We start from the raw sequence: 19,309 nt of genomic DNA, 5'->3' as shown, positions 1-19,309 counted from the left end.
TATGGAATTTACCACCGTATTATTTTATGTTTTCTCAGCAATTCTCGTGCTTGCTGCTACTCAGGTGATTACAGCGCGCAACCCCGTTCATGCTGCTTTATTTCTGGTTTTGTCATTTTTTACTGCTGCGGGAATCTGGTTATTGTTGAAAGCTGAATTCCTGGCCATCGTACTGGTGTTGGTCTACGTTGGTGCAGTCATGGTGCTGTTCCTGTTCGTTGTGATGATGCTCGATATTAATCTGGATAAACTCCGTGCAGGTTTCTGGAGCCACTTTCCGTTGGCCGCGACTGTAGGCGTGGTGATTGTTCTTGAAATGTCTGCTGTATTGTGGAAAGGTTTTTTACGTCCGGAAAATCATATCCCTGCGTCAGCCGAGACAATCGGTAACACTAAAAATCTCGGTATCGTCATTTTTACTCACTATCAACTGGCATTTGAAGTTGCTGCTGCAATTTTGCTACTCGCAATTGTCGCTGCAGTGGCGCTGACATTACGGAAACGTAAAGACAGTAAATATATTGATCCCGCTCAAGCAGTGAAAGTGAAAAGCACGGATCGTATCCGTATCGTGAACATGAAGGCTGAGTCTGCGCGTAACTCAATCGTAGCAGCAGACAAGCAGGAGAGCTGATATGGCGTTGACATTGACACATTACCTGATTTTAGGGGCGATTTTATTCGCGATTTCTATCGTAGGTATTTTCCTGAATCGTAAGAACATTATTGTGCTGCTGATGGCAATCGAATTAATGCTATTAGCTGTGAATATGAATTTCATCGCATTTTCCCACTATCTGGGCGATGCAGCAGGACAGATTTTCGTATTTTTTATTCTGACTGTTGCTGCTGCTGAGTCCGCGATTGGTCTGGCGATTCTGGTTGTGTTGTTCCGTAATCTCGATACGATCAATGTCGAGGATCTGGACACACTCAAAGGATAAAATCGGCAGGCTGATGACAAATTGTCAGCCTGTGTATTGCTGGTGATGTAGAAAAAGTAATAAGCTAAAAAGGGTCATCATGGCGGGGCAACTTAACCCACAACTATTATTGGCAGTACCTCTGGCTCCATTGGCAGGATCTGCCATTGCAGGCTTGTTAGGCACTCGGTTTTTTGGTAACGTCGTCGGGCGAAAAGTCTCACACACTGCAACCATACTTGGCGTATTGATTGCTTTTGTGATTTCTTTCATGACCTTAATGGCACTTAAGGATGGTACCCCGGCATATAACGCTACCTTGTATCAATGGATGCAGGTGGCTGGTTTAAAACTGGAAGTTGGTTTTTTGGTCGATAATCTGACTGCCATGATGATGTGCGTGGTAACTTTCGTTTCGCTGATGGTGCACATTTATACGATTGGCTACATGGAAGAAGACGAGGGCTACAACCGCTTCTTCTCATATATTTCGCTGTTCACTTTCTCCATGCTGATGCTAGTCATGAGCAACAACTTCCTGCAACTGTTCTTCGGTTGGGAAGCGGTCGGCCTGGTGTCTTATCTGCTGATCGGTTTCTGGTACACCAGACCGACGGCCATCTACGCCAACATGAAAGCCTTTCTAGTCAACCGCGTTGGCGACTTCGGTTTCATTCTGGGCATAGGTCTGTTGTTAGCATATGCCGGTTCCATGAACTACATGGAAGTCTTCGCGAAAAAAGAAGAGCTGGCGAAACTGATGTTCCCGGGTACCGACTGGATGCTGATCACCGTAGCCTGTATCTGTCTGTTCATCGGCGCGATGGGTAAATCTGCGCAGTTCCCGTTGCACGTGTGGCTGCCTGATTCGATGGAAGGCCCGACCCCGATCTCCGCGCTGATTCACGCGGCGACCATGGTGACTGCCGGTATCTTCATGGTATCCCGTATGTCGCCGCTGTTTGAATTATCCGATACCGCCTTGTCCTTCATCATGGTCATCGGTGCGATTACCGCACTGTTCATGGGCTTCCTCGGCATCATCCAGAACGACATCAAACGCGTGGTGGCGTATTCGACGCTGTCGCAGCTCGGTTACATGACTGTTGCGCTCGGTGCCTCCGCTTACTCCGTTGCTGTGTTCCACCTGATGACGCATGCTTTCTTCAAAGCCTTGCTGTTCCTGGCGGCCGGCTCCGTTATTATCGGCATGCACCACGATCAGGATATTCGCAATATGGGTGGCCTGCGTAAATATATGCCGATTACCTGGATCACTTCCTTGCTCGGTTCGCTGGCACTGATTGGCACGCCTTTCTTCTCCGGTTTCTATTCGAAAGACAGCATCATTGAAGCTGTGATGGAAAGCCATCTGGCAGGCGCCGGCTTCGCTAAATTCGCCGTGCTGGCCGGTGTGTTCGTAACGGCTTTCTACTCCTTCCGCATGTACTTCCTGGTGTTCCACGGCGAAGAGCGTTTCGGTAAAGCTCATGCTCATCACGACCATCACGATCACCATGACGACGAAGAAGGCGACCATGGCCATCACGGTCTGGCGCCGGGACAAAAACCGCACGAGTCTCCGCTGGTCGTGACTCTGCCGCTGATCCTGCTGGCGATTCCTTCGGTGATTATCGGTTTCTTTGCGATTGAGCCAATGTTGTTTGGCAACTTCTTCAAAGGCGTGATTTTTGTCGATGAAACACATCATGCGATGGAAGCACTGAAAGAAGAATTCCACGGCGCCGTACCGATGGCAATCCATGCGCTGACGTCGTTGCCGTTCTGGCTGGCTCTGGCGGGTGTGGTAATTTCTTACGTGTTCTACATGGTCAAACCGGCGATTCCGGCTGCGATCAAGAAAAATGTCGGCATTATCTACAACGTGCTGGACAATAAGTATTACATGGACCGTTTTAATGAAATCGTCTTTGCTGGTGGCGCGCGCGTGCTCGGTACTGGCTTATGGAATGTTGGTGATAAGGGGCTGATTGATGGATTGATTGTGAATGGAAGCGCCACAGTGGTAGCCTGGTTCTCCCGTGCAATTCGTTTGTTCCAAAGCGGTTATATCTATCACTATGCTTTCGTAATGATTTTGGGTGTGCTGGCATTTCTTGTGTATTTCATGCCTTTCCCTTTTGCTAAATAAGTGACCTCGGCCATAAAAATATAATCATGATGCAGTCAACCTCCTCTTTACTCAGCCTGGCGATTTGGTGTCCGATCGCGTTTGGTATCTTTGTATTAGCCTTTGGTCGAGACAGTAATCCTGGCTTGGTGCGCGGAGTTTCATTAATTGGCTCATTAGCCAGTTTTCTGGTAACTATCCCTTTAATTCTGAATTTTGATAATGCTGCGCATGGCATGCAGTTTGTTGAGAAGCATGAGTGGATTGAAAAATTTAATATTTTTTATGCACTCGGCATTGACGGCATCTCTCTCTGGCTGGTTCCTCTGACTGCATTCATTACTGTCATCGTTGTGATCGCCGCGTGGGAAGTCATTGAAAGACAAGTTGCCCAATATATGGGCGCATTTCTGATTCTTTCCGGGCTCATGATCGGGGTGTTCTGTGCAACGGATGGTATGTTGTTCTATGTTTTCTTTGAGGCAACATTGATACCTATGTATATTATTGTAGGTATCTGGGGTGGTCCAAATCGCGTCTATGCTGCGTTTAAATTTTTCCTGTACACCTTGCTCGGATCATTACTGACCTTGGTGGCTATTATTTATCTGTATCTGAAGTCGGGGCACTCTTTCGATATCCTCACCTGGCATAAGCTCCCGCTGCCACTCTCAACACAGATTATGATTTTCTGTGCGTTCCTGATGGCTTTTGCTGTGAAGGTGCCAATGTGGCCTGTGCATACATGGTTACCAGATGCGCACGTTGAGGCGCCAACCGGCGGCTCGGTGGTGCTGGCGGCCATTATGCTGAAGCTCGGTGCTTATGGTTTTCTCCGTTTCTCATTGCCGATTGCACCTGATGCAAGCCATTACATGGGTGGTTTTATTATTACCTTGTCGTTGATTGCCGTTATCTATATTGGGCTTGTTGCATTGGTCCAGACAGATATGAAAAAGCTGGTTGCTTACTCTTCCATCGCACACATGGGGTTCGTGACGCTCGGTTTCTTCATGTTTAACGATATGTCAGTGCAGGGTGCAATCGTACAGATGATTTCTCACGGCTTTATCTCTGGCGCCATGTTCTTGTGTATCGGTGTTTTGTATGACCGCGTTCATTCCCGTCAGATTGCTGATTATGGTGGCGTTGTAAACAAGATGCCTAAATTTGCAGCCTTATTCGTTTTGTTTTCGATGGCGAACTGCGGGCTTCCTGCGACATCAGGTTTTGTCGGTGAATTTATGGTGATTCTGGGTGCTGTAAAATTCAACTTCTGGATAGGAATGCTTGCTGCAACAGCTTTGATTTTTGGCGCGGCATATTCGTTGTGGATGGTTAAGCGGGTTGTGTTTGGGAAAATTTCAAATGATCATGTCGCACATTTGAGTGATATCAACAAACGTGAGTTCTTTATGTTAGGTATTTTGGCAATTGCCGTGATTGCGATGGGCTTATATCCGGCACCATTTACCGACGCAATGCAAGTGTCTGTAACAGATCTTCTGAAACACGTGGCAACATCAAAGTTACCGCTCTGATTTAACAAATGAAAGCAGACCGTTGCTCATTTTTATCGAATAGCGCAACAGCAGATCAATGCTAGTAAACTGAATAATATGAACTTCACACCACTTTATCCTGAAATATTTTTGCTGCTGGCAACCTGTGTCATCTTGCTGGTCGACATGTTTATTGCAGACAGTAAACGCAATCTGACCTATGTGCTGACTATCATTACATTAGGTATTTCTGGGGTATTGACCGTTGTGACGGCTAGTGAGGGGACTTCCGCATATGTCAGTCATAATATGTTCGTGTCTGATCCGATGTCGATGGTTCTCAAGTTATTCTCTTATCTTGCGGTAGGTATGACACTGGTTTATTCCCGGCAATATGTTACTGATCGTGGCATGAGCAATGGTAAGTTGGGCGGAGAATTTTACGTTCTTGCCTTGTTCTCTTTATTAGGTCAGATGGTTATGATTTCGGGAAATAATTTCCTGATCATTTACCTCGGACTGGAGTTAATGTCTTTAGCATTATATGCATTGGTTGCATTGCGCCGTGATCATACGGTGTCTACAGAGGCCGCGATGAAGTATTTCATTCTCGGTGCATTGGCATCCGGGTTTATGTTGTACGGTATCTCTATGTTGTATGGTGCGACAGGGTCATTGGAATTGGCAGAAGTTGCCAAAGTCGCGTCCTCTCCTGCCGCGAATAAAACTATTCTGGTGTTTGGCATCGTATTTTTGGTGGCTGGTCTGGCATTTAAACTCGGTGTTGTGCCGTTCCACATGTGGGTTCCCGATGTGTATCAGGGGTCTCCAACGGCTGTGACTCTGTTATTAGGTGGTGCACCCAAATTAGCGGCGTTTGCGATTACTTTCCGCTTATTGGTTGAAGGTTTATTTCCTCAGGCTGTGGACTGGCAGCAAATGCTGGTCGTACTGGCCGTTCTTTCGATGGCAATCGGTAATCTGACGGCAATTGCACAGACGAATCTGAAGCGTATGCTGGCGTATTCAACAATTTCCCAGATGGGTTTTATGTTACTGGGAATGTTGTCCGGTGTGGCTCAGGGCAATGTCAGCTTTGCCGCAGACGCATATAGTTCTGCAATGTTTTACAGCATTACCTATGTTTTAACGACGCTGGGAACTTTTGGCGTCATTATGCTGATGGCGCGTTCCGGGTTTGAAGCTGAAAATCTGGAAGACTTGAAAGGACTGAATAAGCGTTCCCCTTGGTTTGCGTTTGTGATGCTGCTGCTCATGTTCTCATTGGCAGGTATTCCTCCAATGATGGGCTTTTATGCCAAATTATCCGTATTGCAAGCTGTCGTCGCAACTGGTCAAATCTGGCTGGCTGTTGTTGCAGTTTTGTTTTCTCTGATCGGTACTTTCTATTATCTGCGCGTTGTAAAACTGATGTACTTTGATGAAGCTGTGGATAATGCCGTCATTAATCCAAGTGCGGATGTACGTATCGTATTGAGTCTGAATGGTGCAGCGGTACTATTGTTGGGCTTGATGCCAGGCGGTCTGATGAACATATGTTTAAAAGCAATTGTTAAAACGCTGGCATCCTGAGGCTTAAATTTTTTGAGTAGCATGACTTCAATTTGGTTAATAGTGATATTGGCAGTGTTAGCTGCCAATACACCATTTATGAACGAACGCTGTTTCGCAATCATTGCGGTACAGCGTTTTTCTTTTAGTAAACCGTTATGGTGCCGGGCTTTAGAGTTACTGATACTTTATTTTGTCGTTGGTGGCATTGGGATGTTATTAGAAAGAAATGCCGGAAATAGATTTCAGCAAGGCTGGGAATTTTATGCCATAACATTGTGCTTGTTTTTGGTTCTGGCATTTCCAGGATTTGTATTTCGTTATCTGAGAAAAAGACATGGCTGACCTTTTATCAGATCGTCATTTACGAGAAACGAAAATTCATGGTGAACTGGTGTACGAAGGCGACTTTCTGCATATTCAGAAAGATATTATTACCTTACCTGATGGCAAAAAGGCATCAAGAGAATTCATCAGGCACCCTGGAGCTGTCGTTGTTATTCCCTTGTTATCCGATGGAACCGTTTTGATGGAGCGGCAATTCCGCTACCCACTGAATCGTGTATTTATTGAGTTTCCAGCCGGAAAAATTGATCCCGGTGAAGATCCCTTAATCTGCGCACAACGAGAACTGAAAGAAGAAACAGGATATAGTGCGGCTCAATGGCGCCATCTGTGCACAATTCATAATGCCATAGCATATTCAGACGAACATCTTGAAATTTATATTGCTGAAGAATTGACACAAGGAACGGCGACACTGGATGATGAGGAATTTCTCGAAACTTTTAGTGCATCTCATGCTGAATTGATGCAGTGGGTACGGGATGGAACAATCACTGATGTGAAAACGGTGATCGGAATATTCTGGCTGGAGAAAATTTTGAGTTCAATCTGGTAAAACAAGTACAAGACTAAAAAAGCCGCTGATATCAGCGGCTTTTTTTGCATTTACATATTGGGATAGTTTGGTCCGCCGCCACCTTCAGGTGTTACCCAGATGATGTTTTGAGTCGGGTCTTTGATGTCGCAGGTTTTGCAATGCACGCAGTTTTGTGCATTGATTTGCAACTTATCCTGACCATCGTCAGTTTTTATAAACTCATATACACCGGCTGGACAATAACGAGACTCAGGGCCTGCATACTTCGCCAGATTAATTGCCACCGGCGTATTGGCATTTTTTAAGGTCAGATGAATCGGCTGGTCTTCAGCATGATTTGTATTTGAAATAAATACTGAAGATAGCCGGTCAAATGTCAATTTTCCATCAGGCTTCGGATAGACGATCGGTTGAAATTCTGAGGCAGGCCGCAGACATTCATGATCAGCATGGGTATGCTTTAGCGTCCATGGTGCTTTTCCACCAAAAACTATCTGATCAATTCCAACCATCAGAGAACCAAAATACAGACCTTTACTCATCCACGGTTTAAAGTTGCGGGCACGGTGCAATTCGTCGTGTAACCATGATGCTTCAAAAGCTGTACTGTATGCAGTGACTTCATCGTGCTGACGGTTTTCACCCAATGCATTAAAGACGGCTGTTGCTGCCAGCATGCCAGTCTTAATTGCTGCGTGGCTGCCTTTAATGCGGCTGGCATTCAGAAAGCCGGCATCGCATCCAATTAAGGCTCCACCAGGGAAAGTGAGTTTGGGTAAGGATTGCAAGCCGCCGGCAGTAATGGCACGCGCTCCATAAGCAATTCGCTTGCCGCCTTCGAAAAATTTTCTGATTTCAGGATGCGTTTTATAGCGCTGAAATTCTTCATAAGGGGATAGGTACGGGTTTTCGTACGAAAGTCCGACAACATAACCGACTGCTACCTGATTATTTTCAAGGTGATAGAGGAAAGAGCCGCCATAAGTACTGCTGTCAAGCGGCCACCCTGCGGAATGAATAACCAGCCCCGGCTGGTGCTTGGCCGGATCAATTTCCCATAGTTCTTTAATTCCAATACCGTACGTTTGCGGGTTTTTGCCTTTGTTCAGATCAAATTGACTGATTAACTGTTTGCCAAGATGGCCTCTGGCACCTTCTGCAAACAAGGTATATTTGGCATGTAATTCCATTCCAAGCTGAAAAGCAGGTCCGGGTTCCCCTTCACGATTCACCCCCATATTGCCGGTGGCGACTCCTTTTACCGAGCCATCGTCGTTATAGAGAATTTCTGCGGCAGCAAATCCCGGAAATATCTCGATACCCAGCGATTCTGCCTGCTGACCCAGCCAGCGAACGACGTTGGCGAGCGAGATGACGTAATTACCGTGATTCTGAAAACAGCCGGGCAACATCCAGTTTGGTGTTTTGTAGGCTTTGGTTTCTGTTAAGAAAAGAAAACGGTCTTCTTTTACTTCTGTGTTTAACGGAGCACCTAATTCCTTCCAGTTCGGAAACAATTCCGTTAAAGCCTGCGGATCCATAACTGCCCCGGAAAGAATGTGCGCGCCCAGTTCGCCGCCTTTTTCCAGAACGCAGACAGAGACTTCGTTGCCTTTTTCCGCTGCCATCTGTTTTAATTTGATTGCGGCTGACAGACCGGCAGGACCGCCGCCAACGATAACGACATCGTATTCCATCGCATCGCGGGGACCGTACTGTTCAAAAATGTTTTGTGTCATGGCTGTAATCGCTTTCTGAAATTTTTCGAACGAACGTGCTAAATTATTTTCAGCATGTTATCTGTGGAACTGGCAATGTGCAAGCAGCCAATTAGACGAAGGTATCAATTGCTGAACAGGCAGATTCAGGTTGGATTATGGCAGACCGTCCGGTTAAACGCATCTGTTGCATGACCAAAGAGATTGAATTCCAGCTGGAATATTCGTTCGGTTTAAAAATCAATGCAACATTATCCTGCCGCTATGTCATGATAATGGATTAGATGATTAAAGCACATGGGCGTATAGCTAAATTCTGACGGAGATACAGATGGGAATAGAAGTTAACTTTGAGGGTAAGGTAGCGTTGATTACCGGTGCATCGAGTGGTCTGGGCGCACGGTTTGCCAAAGTGCTGGCACAAGCCGGGGCCCAGGTGGTACTGGCTTCGCGAAGGATCGACAGGCTTAAGGAGTTGCGTGCAGAGATTGAGGCTGAGGGTGGTGCTGCGCATGTCGTTGCTTTGGATGTCACTGATTATTCCAGCATTAAATCTGCAATCGCGCATGCTGAAACGGAGGCTGGACCGATTGATATTCTGATCAATAATTCAGGTGTCTCGACTACACAACGATTGGTAGATGTGACGCCTGATGACTATGCTTATGTGATGGACACGAATCAGCGTGGGGCATTTTTTGTTGCACAGGAAGCGGCAAAACGTATGATTGCTCGACATAAGGGCGATGTCCGCAAACAACACCGGATCATTAATATCGCTTCAGTTGCCGGCTTGCGAGTGCTTCCGCAGATTGGTATTTACTGCATGAGTAAAGCTGCTGTCATTCATATGACCAAGGCAATGGCAGTTGAGTGGGGGAAATACGGTATCAATGTCAATGCAATTTGCCCTGGTTATATTTCAACTGAAATTAATCAGGAATATTTTGATACTGAACAGGGTCAGAAACTGATTGATATGTTGCCCCGCAAACGGGTTGGTACACCGGAAGATCTGGATGGCTTATTGTTACTGCTGGCCGCGGAAGAGTCACGATTTATTAATGGCGCTATTGTGGCAGCAGATGATGGAATGAGTGTGCAATGATCGGGGAGAAGTTCGCCGATAAGAAGCTGGTTTACACCGTTACGATCCCTGTTCGCTGGGGGGATATGGATGCGATGAGCCACGTAAATAACACCATTTATTTTCGTTACATGGAGCAGGCTCGTATTGAGTGGCTGACTATGATGGGATGTGCGCCAGACATACAGGGAAACAGTGCAGTCATTGTTAATGCCCATTGCACTTTTAAAAAACCCTTAACTTACCCGGATCAGGTGGAAGTCTGCACTTATATCGCAGCATTGGGGCGCAGCAGCTTTGAAACCATACAGGAAATGCGTTCAGTCGGTGACGGCTATTCTTTGTATGCAGAGGGTGGTGCAAAGGTAGTGTGGGTCGATGCAAAGACTGGAAAGTCAACACCATTACCGGAGCCGATCCGGCTGAAGTTTAATGAGCTCAAGACGATGGCGCGGCGCCGGCGCTAATGTTCAGACACATCAACAGAGTGGTGTTACAACATGATGCCCAGCAGCTTATGCACCAGTTCGCTGGAAGTGGAGGCAGCAAATTTTTTCATTAATTTTGCCCGGTGCATTTCGACCGTTCTCGGACTTAAACTGATCTGGCGTGCGATGAGCTTACTCGTCTTGCCTTCGACCAGCAGAGCTGCAATTTCCCGTTCTCTGGGAGTCAGTTCAGCGGTGACCGAGCGTTTGGAACTCAGGTCTTCAAATGTCCAGATACCTGCTGCATGGGGATTGTCTTTTGCCAGGCCACGACCTGAAACGTGACACCAGAATAGCTCTTGATTGGCACGTTTCATAATCCGCTCGTCAGAGTAATAACCTTTCGCATTCATGATTGGGGTAATGCGAGCACCGGTTCTTTCAAATTCGTCATGGCTGGGATACAGAATCTGAAATGACTGGCCAATCAATTCTTCTTGCCGGTAACCAAACATTCTGGCGAGATCGTGATTGCAGGCATGAATGATACGATGCTGAGAAACACACATACCTATTGGCGCTTGTTGAAAAATGTTAGCAAAATCAATGGTCGGTTTTTCATTCATAGCGCTGTTTTTGATTGAGAATTTATATCAATTTGTTCAGGTAGTTTTACGGTATTGCGGAGTATAGCGCAGCATTTTATGCTGAATGCTTATTTAAAGAATAAACATTCAACGGCAGATTGTGCCGGAGTTTGCACAGATTTAACGATCTTCAGAAATGAATACAGGGGACAACAATGAATAAGGTTTTTCCAGATGCTGCCAGCGCGTTGGCAGGCATTGTCCAGGATGGGCAAACAATTGCAGTCGGCGGATTCGGTTTATGCGGGATTCCTGAGGCATTGATCCTTGCTTTACGCGATTCAGGGGTAAAGCAATTAACGGCTATCTCTAATAATGCAGGCGTCGATGGCTTCGGACTGGGGCAATTGTTGAGTACGCGTCAGATACGGAAAATGATTTCTTCCTATGTTGGTGAAAATAAGGAATTTGAGCGCCAGTATCTGGCCGGTGAGCTGGAACTGGAATTCACGCCACAAGGAACTTTGGCTGAAAAGTTGCGCGCTGGAGGCGCTGGTATTCCTGCATTTTTTACTAAAACAGGTGTGGGCACGATCGTTGCTGAAGGTAAGGAAATTCGTGAATTTGATGGACATAGTTATGTGATGGAGCGTTCCCTTGTTTCAGACGTGTCTCTGGTGAAAGCATGGAAGGCAGACAAAGCAGGCAATCTGGTTTATCGCAAAACAGCGCGCAACTTTAATCCGAATGTTGCCATGGCAGGCAAAATTACTGTCGCAGAGGTTGAGGTATTGGTTGAAACTGGTGAATTGGATCCCGATGAGATTCATACGCCCGGCATTTTCGTTCAGCGCATTGTTGTCAATGCTCATCCGGAAAAGCGCATTGAGCAGCGTACTACACGCCCTACAAAATAAACTGGCAGGAGACAAAACATGGCTTGGAATCGTGATGAAATGGCTGCGCGCGCAGCCCAGGAATTGCAGGATGGTTTTTATGTGAATCTGGGAATTGGTTTGCCGACTATGGTAGCGAACCATGTCCCTGCCGGAATGGAGGTTTGGCTGCAATCTGAAAATGGTTTGCTGGGAATCGGACCATTTCCGACCGAGGATGAAGTAGATCCTGACATGATTAATGCCGGCAAACAGACAGTGACTACATTACCTGGTTCTTCCATTTTCAGTTCTGCTGATTCGTTTGCGATGATACGGGGTGGCAAAATTAATCTGGCAATTCTGGGGGCGATGCAGGTGAGTGAGCATGGCGATCTTGCTAACTGGATGATCCCGGGTAAGATGGTCAAAGGGATGGGGGGCGCCATGGATCTCGTGGCAGGTGTCGGACGCGTGGTTGTTTTGATGGAGCATGTGGCAAAGGGTGATGCGCACAAGATTCTGAAAAAATGTGATTTGCCGTTGACCGGTGTTGGTGTCGTTAATCGGATTATTACCGATCTTGGTGTGATTGATGTCACGCCTCAAGGTTTAAAGCTGGTTGAGCTGGCTGGTGGAGTTTCTGTTGGTGAAATCGTGGTAAAAACAGGTACTATGCTGGATGTCAGCGCATTCAGTTAATTTGCTGGGTCGGCACTGAATAAGTGAATCAAGTGATCGGCACACAGTTTGCAAGGAGATAAAAAAGCCAGCTTAAGCTGGCTTTTTTTAACATCATCTGAATTATTGCGCAACCCAGCCGCCATCCATATTCCATGCAACACCGCGAATCTGGCTGGCCGCATCGCTGCAGAAAAATACCGCCAGAGCCCCCAGCTGTTCAGGTGTGACGAAATCCCCGGAAGGTTGTTTTTCCGCCAGTAGTGCTTTCTTTGCCTCGTCGTTCGTCAGGCCATCCTTGAGTGCTCTGGCATCTACTTGCTTTTGCACCAGCGGAGTCAGTACCCAACCAGGGCAGATGGCGTTGCATGTGATGCCTGTTTGTGCATTTTCAAGCGCAGTAGTTTTGGTCAGTCCTACCAGGCCGTGCTTGGCTGCAACATAGGCTGATTTTTGTGCTGAAGCGACCAGCCCATGCACGGATGCCAGATTAATGATGCGCCCCCAATTTTTTGATTTCATATAGGGTAGAGCCAGACGGGTGGTGTGGAAGCAAGAGGTCAGATTAATAGCGATGATGGCATCCCATTTCTCAGTCGGAAAATCTTCAATATTGGCGACATATTGAATTCCTGCGTTATTCACCAGGATATCGATGCCGCCGAACTCAGTGGCTGCAAAATTCATCATGGCTTCGATTTCCGATGCTTTGCTGATGTCTGCGTTGTGATAAGCCGTCTTTACCGCATATTCAGTCTCTACAGTTTGTCGGATCGCAGCGATATCGGCAGCGTCGCCAAATCCGTTGAAAACGATATTGGCACCCTGAGCAGCCAATGCCTTGGCGATTCCCAGACCGATACCGGAAGTCGAGCCCGTGACGAGTACTGTTTTTCCGGACAAAATAGATGCATGCATGCTGACTCCTGAGTTTGTTATTGAATAAATCATGCGGTAGAAAGCGAATATCAATGATTTTAAGCGTAACGCTCGGTAAAATGTGTGCTTATTCCAGTAGTAAAAATACTGTCCCAATATCCCCTTACAAGGACTCCTGATGCAGCCAAGACGCAAACAAGTTCAATGCTTATCTCCTTCGGGATTGCACTTCATGTCTTATAAGGAATGGGGAGATGAGGATAATCCGCGTGTGTTGATTTGTGTGCATGGTGTGACGCGTGTAGCGGATGATTTTGATGCAGTTGCAATGGTCATGCAGGATCATTATCGTGTCATTTGTCCGGATGTCGTCGGGCGTGGATTTTCGGGAAGATTGCGTAATCCCATGCATTACCAATTGCCACAATATGTCAGCGACATGGTGACTTTGCTGGCACGCGCGGATGCAGAAACGGTGGACTGGCTTGGTACCTCCATGGGAGGATTAATCGGTATGGGAATTGCATCTCTGGCAGATAACCCGGTGCGACAACTGATTCTCAACGATGTGGGGCCGACATTGAATGTGGATGCGCTGGCACGTATTGGTGACTATATCGGTGAAGAACTACAGTTTGATTCCTTTGAGCAGGCATCCGCATACATCCGTACGATATCCGCTTCTTTTGGGAGTCATACTGAAAGCCAGTGGGATAAGCTGGCACGGGATGTGCTGCGCCAGAATGATCAGGGTAAGTGGGTGAAGCATTACGACCTGGCGCTTGCTGAGGCCTTCAGGGCAACGACGCCGGAAATGATGGTCGCCGGGCAGAATCTTCTGTGGGCTGCTTATGAGTCAATCAAATGCAGAACGCTGTTGGTGCGCGGTGCGGATTCAGATCTGCTCTCTGCTGATACCGCACATAAAATGACGCAACAGGGACCACATGCGCAACTGGTCGAAATACCTGCCGTCGGGCATGCACCAACATTCGTGAATGATGATCAGATCAAAATTCTTCGGGATTTTTTGCTTAATCAATAAATAGATAGAAAGTTCGGCAGAGAGATGGAAATTAAAAGATTACATGTGGGTGCTCGCTTGTCAGAAGTAGCGATCCATAACGGGGTGGTGTATCTGGCCGGGCAGATTCCTGAAGATATCAGCCAGGGAATTACAGGACAAACCCGAGAGGTGCTGGACCATGTTGAGCGTTTGTTGCAAGAGGCCGGCAGTCATAAATCACGTATTTTGTCCTGTCAGATTTTTCTGAGTGATATCAGTCTGATTGCTGAAATGAATCTGGTTTGGGATGCCTGGGTGACTCCGGGAAATACGCCTCCGCGCGCCACAGTGGAAGCACGTCTGGCTAATCCGGACTGGTTGATTGAAGTGGTTGTTATCGCCGCGCAGAATTAAAGAGTACATATCGTTATGGTGTCTATATCCGTTGCCGCATCGGAATCCCAATTGCTGGAAGGCTTGTCAGATACCGAGAAAGAACGTCTGCTTTCTGCCCTGGAATTTGTGACGCCGTATTATTCAGAACGTCACGTCGTGACACAGCAGAATGCGCTGGAATTCGCACGTGCTGTGGTATCAACCTTGTCGATGTTACGTACTGATGTTGATTCCCGTATCGCTGGTTTGTTGTTTGAATTACCGGAATTATGTCCGCAGGCGGCTGAGCAGATTGAAGTTCGTTTCGGTAAAGAAATCGGTGATCTGGTCAGTGGTATCCGCCGGCTGATGAAGTTGCGCGAAGCCGCTTTGACCCAGCATGATATCGGCAGAAGTAAGGATGCTGCGGAAAAAGCAGCAGCGCAAATGGAAACCTTGCGCAAAATGGTACTTGCGATGGCGACGGATATGCGGGTTGTTCTGGTTCGCCTTGCCTCGCGGGTCACGACTTTGCGCTATTTTGCCGAATGCAAAAGAGAGGATGGCGCCGCACAGCAATATGCCAGTGAGACTATGGATTTATATGCCCCACTGGCCAACCGGCTGGGGGTCTGGCAATTAAAATGGGAGCTGGAAGATTTATCTTTCCGCTTTCTGGAGCCCGCGCAATATAAGCGTATCGCCAAAATGCTTGAAGAAAAGCGGGTTGAGCGTGAAAGTTTTGTTGTCAATGCGATTGCATTACTGAATTCAGAGTTAAAAGCTGCCGGAGTTAAAGCAGAAGTCAGTGGCCGGCCAAAGCACATTTTCAGTATCTGGAAGAAAATGAAAGGCAAAGCGGTTGATTTTGATGAATTATATGATGTTCGCGCTTTCCGTGTCGTAGTTGACGATATTAAAGATTGCTATACCGTACTCGGTATTGTTCATAATCTCTGGGCTCCGATTCCTAAGGAATTTGATGACTATATTTCCAGGCCAAAATCGAATGGTTATAAGTCACTGCACACGGTTGTCGTCGTCGAGGACGGGCGTCCGCTCGAGGTGCAGATACGTACCAGGGAGATGCATCAGTTTGCTGAGTATGGCGTTGCGGCGCACTGGCGATATAAGGAAAGCGGTGGCTCTAATTTCACAGCGCAGGAATACGACGAGAAAATTGCCTGGCTGAGGCAGCTGCTGGCCTGGAAAACCGATGTAACGGATGCAGTCGTTGAACAGGAGGCCGTGCAGCGTGAATGGGTGGAAAAACTGAAGTCTGCCAGTCTGGATGACAGAATTTATGTTTTAACTCCGCAAGCAAGAGTGATCGAATTACCTTCCAATGCCACTCCGGTGGACTTTGCTTATCAATTGCATACCGATGTCGGGCATCGGTGCCGTGGTGCGCGCGTGGATCATGTGATGGTGCCTCTCAATACCAGATTGAAAAATGGTCAGACAGTAGAGATCATTACTCTGAAAGCTGGATCTGCGCAAACAGGTCCGTCCCGGGACTGGCTTAATCCGGAGTATTCGGTCAGTACCCGCACGCGCAGCAAGATCCGTGCATGGTTCAATGCGATTGATCAGCAGGAAACTTTGGCTGCTGGTCGCGTGCTGGTAGAAAAAACGTTGCAGCGGGAGGGTAAGACTTCCGTCAATCTGGAGGATCTGGCGCGGAAGCTGGGATTTTCTGCGCTGGATGATCTTTTTCTGTCAGTAGGAAAAGAAGAATTCAGTTTGCGGCAGATAGAGGCCGTGTTGCGCGACCACGTTGTTCCTGAAGAAACTGATGAGGTGGCGATTACCAATAAAAGCCGGGCTTCCAGTGTTATTCAGGGAGCAAAGTCCGGTGTTCTGGTGGTCGGAACCGACGGTTTGATGACGCAATTGGCCAGATGCTGCAAACCCGCGCCACCTGATAACATCGTTGGTTTTGTGACCCGCGGTAAAGGCGTTTCTATACATAGGGCATCTTGTAAAAATTTCGCAGAAATGCGTGCGAAAGCGCCAGAGCGTGTGATCCAGACAACTTGGGGAGAGCACGGCAAAGATACTGTTTACCCGGTTGATATTTTTGTGTTGGCACAAGACAGGCAGGGGTTGTTACGGGATATTTCAGAGGTATTTTCAAGAGAGAAAATTAATGTCATCGGGGTGAATACGCAAAGTGCCAGATCTCAGGCAAAAATGTCGTTTACGGTGGAAATAGGTGGCACCACACAATTGCAAAAAGCGCTGTCAGTCATTCGTGAGGTGGGTGGGGTGGTTGAGGTCCGGAGGCAATAAGACTGGCAGAAATACGAGGTCGATTTTCTGCAGGATGTTGATGTGATCAAAAAGTTCGTTACCGGTACTAGCATTTTTATCCAGGCCTCTGCTATAATCTTGTTTCTTTAGACGCGTAGCTCAGCTGGTTAGAGCACTACCTTGACATGGTAGGGGTCGTTGGTTCGAGTCCAATCGTGTCTACCAAATTTCAGAAGTATTCAACTTCTTAGATAAGAGCGAGAAAGGCATCCTGGTTATGACACCGCGAACTACCACGAAAATGGTTTGGGAGCGACTCTAGTCGGGGATCTTTTTCGTCTGTATTGAATGAGAAAAGCACGGCTAGCCGTGCTTTTTTTTCGTCCAGATTTTTTCAAATTTTCAATTACACATTTTCGGCAAATTTCTGCCACTTTGGAGAGTGACATGGTCTCAGTAAAACTTCCTGATGGTTCGCAGCGTCAATTCGATGCGCCAGTCACGGTTGCGCAAGTGGCTGCCAGCATTGGTGCTGGACTGGCTAAAGCAGCGCTGGCCGGGCGTGTGGATGGTCAATTGGTGGATACCTCCTTTCTGATTGAAAAAGATGCGGAACTGGCGATTGTGACTGATAAAGATGCGGATGGTCTGGATGTGATTCGTCATTCGACTGCGCACTTGCTGGCTTACGCCGTGAAAGAATTGTTTCCAGAAGCGCAGGTAACTATTGGTCCTGTAATTGAAAACGGTTTTTATTATGACTTTTCCTACAAGCGTCCCTTTACCCCGGATGATCTGGTGGCTATTGAAAAGAAGATGCTGGAGCTTGCTAAAAAAGATGAGCAGGTTGTGCGTAAGGTATTGCCACGCGACGAGGCGGTTGCTTACTTTAAGTCGGTTGGTGAGGCTTACAAGGCTGAGATTATTGAATCCATTCCAGCCGATCAGGAAGTTTCCTTGTATTCGGAGGGTAATTTCACCGATCTGTGCCGCGGTCCGCACGTACCGTCGACTGGGAAGTTGAAGGTGTTTAAGCTGATGAAGCTGGCTGGAGCATATTGGCGCGGTGATTCAAAAAACGAAATGCTGCAGCGGATTTACGGGACGGCATTTGCAAAGAAGGAAGATCAGGAGCAATACCTGCACATGCTGGAAGAGGCGGAGAAGCGTGATCACCGTAAGTTAGGCAAAGCGTTGGACCTGTTTCATTTTCAGGATGAAGCTCCAGGTTTGGTGTTCTGGCATGCAAAGGGTTGGACGATATGGCAGCAGGTTGAGCAGTATATGCGCAGGGTTTATCAGGATTGCGGCTATCAGGAGGTAAAAGGGCCTCAGATTCTGGACAGCAGCCTGTGGGGTAAAACCGGTCACTGGGATAACTATAAAGACAATATGTTTGTCACTGAATCGGAAAATCGTACTTATGCGCTAAAGCCGATGAATTGCCCCGGTCATGTGCAAATATTTAACTCCGGTATGAAGAGCTATCGTGATCTGCCGCTGCGCTTCGGTGAATTCGGTCAGTGTCATCGCAACGAGCCATCTGGCGCTCTGCACGGCATCATGCGTGTGCGCGGTTTTACGCAGGACGATGGTCATATCTTCTGTACCGAAGAGCAGATTCAGTCAGAAGTAACTGCATTTCATCCGCAAGCGATGAAAGTGTATAAAGATTTTGGCTTTGAGAATATCGCGATCAAGCTCGCGCTGCGTCCGGAAAACCGGATTGGTACTGATGAGGTCTGGGATAGGGCGGAAGATACTTTGCGCGCCGGCCTGCGTGCTTGTGGTGTGGAGTCTTGGGAGGAGTTACCTGGAGAGGGAGCATTCTATGGCCCTAAGATTGAATATCATCTGAAAGATAGTTTGGGACGGCCATGGCAGGTCGGAACCATGCAGGTGGACTTCTTTATGCCCGGTCGTTTGGGCGCTGAGTATGTGACGGATGATAATAGTCGCAAGGTTCCTGTCATGTTGCATCGTGCGATCGTTGGCTCGATGGAACGTTTTATTGGTATTTTGATAGAAAATTTTGCCGGAGCGATGCCTTTGTGGTTGTCTCCGGTACAAGTTTCAGTCCTGAATATCTCTGAGTCGCAGGCTGAATATGCAAAAAATGTTGCAGAAATCCTGAAGAAACAAGGGTTTAGAGTCAATACTGATTTGCGCAATGAGAAAATAACCTATAAAATACGCGAGCATTCAATCCAGAAAATGCCTTATATCATTGTCGTAGGTGATAAAGAGCGGGATGCAAACACCGTGGCTGTGCGTACGCGTGGCAATCTGGATCTGGGGGTAATGCCTCTGGATACCTTCATTTCTCGTTTGCAAAACGAGACTGCAACTAAGGTTTAACAGATAAGCTCGGCAATCTTTCCTCAGGCAAGATCGCACGGTAAAGATTTT

General features: G+C 47.2%; 18 protein-coding genes and 1 tRNA gene. 16 read left to right on the top strand and 3 right to left on the bottom strand.

The window, feature by feature from the left end; genetic code table 11:
* Position 1: 1 nt before the first annotated feature.
* From HV832_RS04035 to HV832_RS04005, 7 genes are all read left to right on the top strand, one after another.
* Positions 2 to 634, top strand: a complete 633-nt coding sequence (locus tag HV832_RS04035) for an NADH-quinone oxidoreductase subunit J (RefSeq protein WP_176802514.1) — start codon at positions 2 to 4, stop codon at positions 632 to 634.
* A gap of 1 nt (position 635) precedes the next feature.
* Positions 636 to 944 carry an NADH-quinone oxidoreductase subunit NuoK gene (nuoK, locus tag HV832_RS04030; RefSeq protein WP_176802275.1) on the top strand — a complete coding sequence of 103 codons (309 nt, stop codon included), beginning with the start codon at positions 636 to 638 and terminating at the stop codon, positions 942 to 944.
* Between the two features lie 79 nt (positions 945 to 1,023).
* Entirely contained in the window at positions 1,024 to 3,075 is a 2,052-nt protein-coding gene (gene nuoL / locus HV832_RS04025) for an NADH-quinone oxidoreductase subunit L (protein ID WP_176802274.1), read from the top strand.
* A 26-nt stretch (positions 3,076 to 3,101) separates the two neighbouring features.
* Positions 3,102 to 4,595, top strand: coding sequence for an NADH-quinone oxidoreductase subunit M (locus HV832_RS04020; RefSeq protein WP_176802273.1), 1,494 nt, complete (start codon positions 3,102 to 3,104; stop codon positions 4,593 to 4,595).
* Between the two features lie 78 nt (positions 4,596 to 4,673).
* Positions 4,674 to 6,149: an NADH-quinone oxidoreductase subunit NuoN gene (gene nuoN / locus HV832_RS04015; RefSeq protein WP_176802272.1), complete on the top strand. Its 1,476-nt coding sequence runs from the start codon at positions 4,674 to 4,676 to the stop codon at positions 6,147 to 6,149.
* A gap of 21 nt (positions 6,150 to 6,170) precedes the next feature.
* Entirely contained in the window at positions 6,171 to 6,473 is a 303-nt protein-coding gene (locus tag HV832_RS04010; protein WP_176802271.1) for a DUF2818 family protein, read from the top strand.
* Positions 6,466 to 7,029 carry an NUDIX domain-containing protein gene (locus tag HV832_RS04005; RefSeq protein WP_176802270.1) on the top strand — a complete coding sequence of 188 codons (564 nt, stop codon included), beginning with the start codon at positions 6,466 to 6,468 and terminating at the stop codon, positions 7,027 to 7,029. Before HV832_RS04010 ends, HV832_RS04005 begins: the two co-directional genes overlap by 8 nt.
* 50 nt (positions 7,030 to 7,079) lie before the next feature.
* Here HV832_RS04005 and HV832_RS04000 read toward each other — a convergent pair whose 3' ends face one another.
* Positions 7,080 to 8,708, bottom strand: coding sequence for an electron transfer flavoprotein-ubiquinone oxidoreductase (locus tag HV832_RS04000; protein ID WP_176802513.1), 1,629 nt, complete (start codon positions 8,706 to 8,708; stop codon positions 7,080 to 7,082).
* A gap of 352 nt (positions 8,709 to 9,060) precedes the next feature.
* Between HV832_RS04000 and HV832_RS03995 the strand changes: the two genes are divergently transcribed.
* Entirely contained in the window at positions 9,061 to 9,837 is a 777-nt protein-coding gene (locus HV832_RS03995; RefSeq protein ID WP_176802269.1) for an SDR family oxidoreductase, read from the top strand.
* Positions 9,834 to 10,283 carry an acyl-CoA thioesterase gene (locus HV832_RS03990; protein ID WP_176802268.1) on the top strand — a complete coding sequence of 150 codons (450 nt, stop codon included), beginning with the start codon at positions 9,834 to 9,836 and terminating at the stop codon, positions 10,281 to 10,283. Before HV832_RS03995 ends, HV832_RS03990 begins: the two co-directional genes overlap by 4 nt.
* Before the next feature lie 26 nt (positions 10,284 to 10,309).
* Here HV832_RS03990 and HV832_RS03985 read toward each other — a convergent pair whose 3' ends face one another.
* The gene (locus HV832_RS03985; protein ID WP_176802267.1) at positions 10,310 to 10,870 is read right to left on the bottom strand and encodes a PAS and helix-turn-helix domain-containing protein; all 561 of its coding nucleotides are present in this window, start codon (positions 10,868 to 10,870) and stop codon (positions 10,310 to 10,312) included.
* 176 nt (positions 10,871 to 11,046) lie between these two features.
* On the opposite strand from HV832_RS03985, the gene HV832_RS03980 reads away from it, so the two are divergent.
* Both HV832_RS03980 and HV832_RS03975 read left to right on the top strand, forming a co-directional pair.
* Entirely contained in the window at positions 11,047 to 11,748 is a 702-nt protein-coding gene (locus HV832_RS03980) for a CoA transferase subunit A (RefSeq protein WP_176802266.1), read from the top strand.
* An 18-nt stretch (positions 11,749 to 11,766) separates the two neighbouring features.
* Entirely contained in the window at positions 11,767 to 12,408 is a 642-nt protein-coding gene (locus tag HV832_RS03975) for a CoA transferase subunit B (protein ID WP_176802265.1), read from the top strand.
* A gap of 102 nt (positions 12,409 to 12,510) precedes the next feature.
* On the opposite strand, the gene HV832_RS03970 is transcribed toward HV832_RS03975, so the two are convergent.
* A complete protein-coding gene (locus tag HV832_RS03970; RefSeq protein WP_176802264.1) occupies positions 12,511 to 13,305 on the bottom strand; it encodes a 3-hydroxybutyrate dehydrogenase in 795 nt (264 codons plus the stop codon).
* Between the two features lie 193 nt (positions 13,306 to 13,498).
* On the opposite strand from HV832_RS03970, the gene HV832_RS03965 reads away from it, so the two are divergent.
* The 5 genes from HV832_RS03965 to thrS all read left to right on the top strand — a co-directional run bounded on the left by HV832_RS03965 (position 13,499) and on the right by thrS (position 19,258).
* Positions 13,499 to 14,311, top strand: coding sequence for an alpha/beta fold hydrolase (locus HV832_RS03965; RefSeq protein WP_223827132.1), 813 nt, complete (start codon positions 13,499 to 13,501; stop codon positions 14,309 to 14,311).
* 24 nt (positions 14,312 to 14,335) lie between these two features.
* A complete protein-coding gene (locus tag HV832_RS03960) occupies positions 14,336 to 14,686 on the top strand; it encodes a RidA family protein (RefSeq protein ID WP_176802262.1) in 351 nt (116 codons plus the stop codon).
* A 15-nt stretch (positions 14,687 to 14,701) separates the two neighbouring features.
* Positions 14,702 to 16,939: a RelA/SpoT family protein gene (locus tag HV832_RS03955; protein ID WP_176802261.1), complete on the top strand. Its 2,238-nt coding sequence runs from the start codon at positions 14,702 to 14,704 to the stop codon at positions 16,937 to 16,939.
* 109 nt (positions 16,940 to 17,048) lie between these two features.
* A tRNA-Val gene (locus tag HV832_RS03950) sits at positions 17,049 to 17,125 on the top strand.
* Positions 17,126 to 17,347: 222 nt separating this feature from the next.
* Positions 17,348 to 19,258, top strand: a complete 1,911-nt coding sequence (thrS, locus tag HV832_RS03945) for a threonine--tRNA ligase (RefSeq protein WP_176802512.1) — start codon at positions 17,348 to 17,350, stop codon at positions 19,256 to 19,258.
* The last annotated feature ends 51 nt before the right edge of the window (positions 19,259 to 19,309 follow it).

This window comes from Cognatundibacterium oligocarboniphilum (genome assembly GCF_013377855.1).
GTDB classification, from domain to species: Bacteria; Pseudomonadota; Gammaproteobacteria; order Burkholderiales; family Burkholderiaceae_D; genus Undibacterium; species Undibacterium oligocarboniphilum.
The sequence above is the reverse complement of the archived record's forward strand: the minus strand, read 5'-3'. Positions and strand labels throughout refer to the sequence as shown.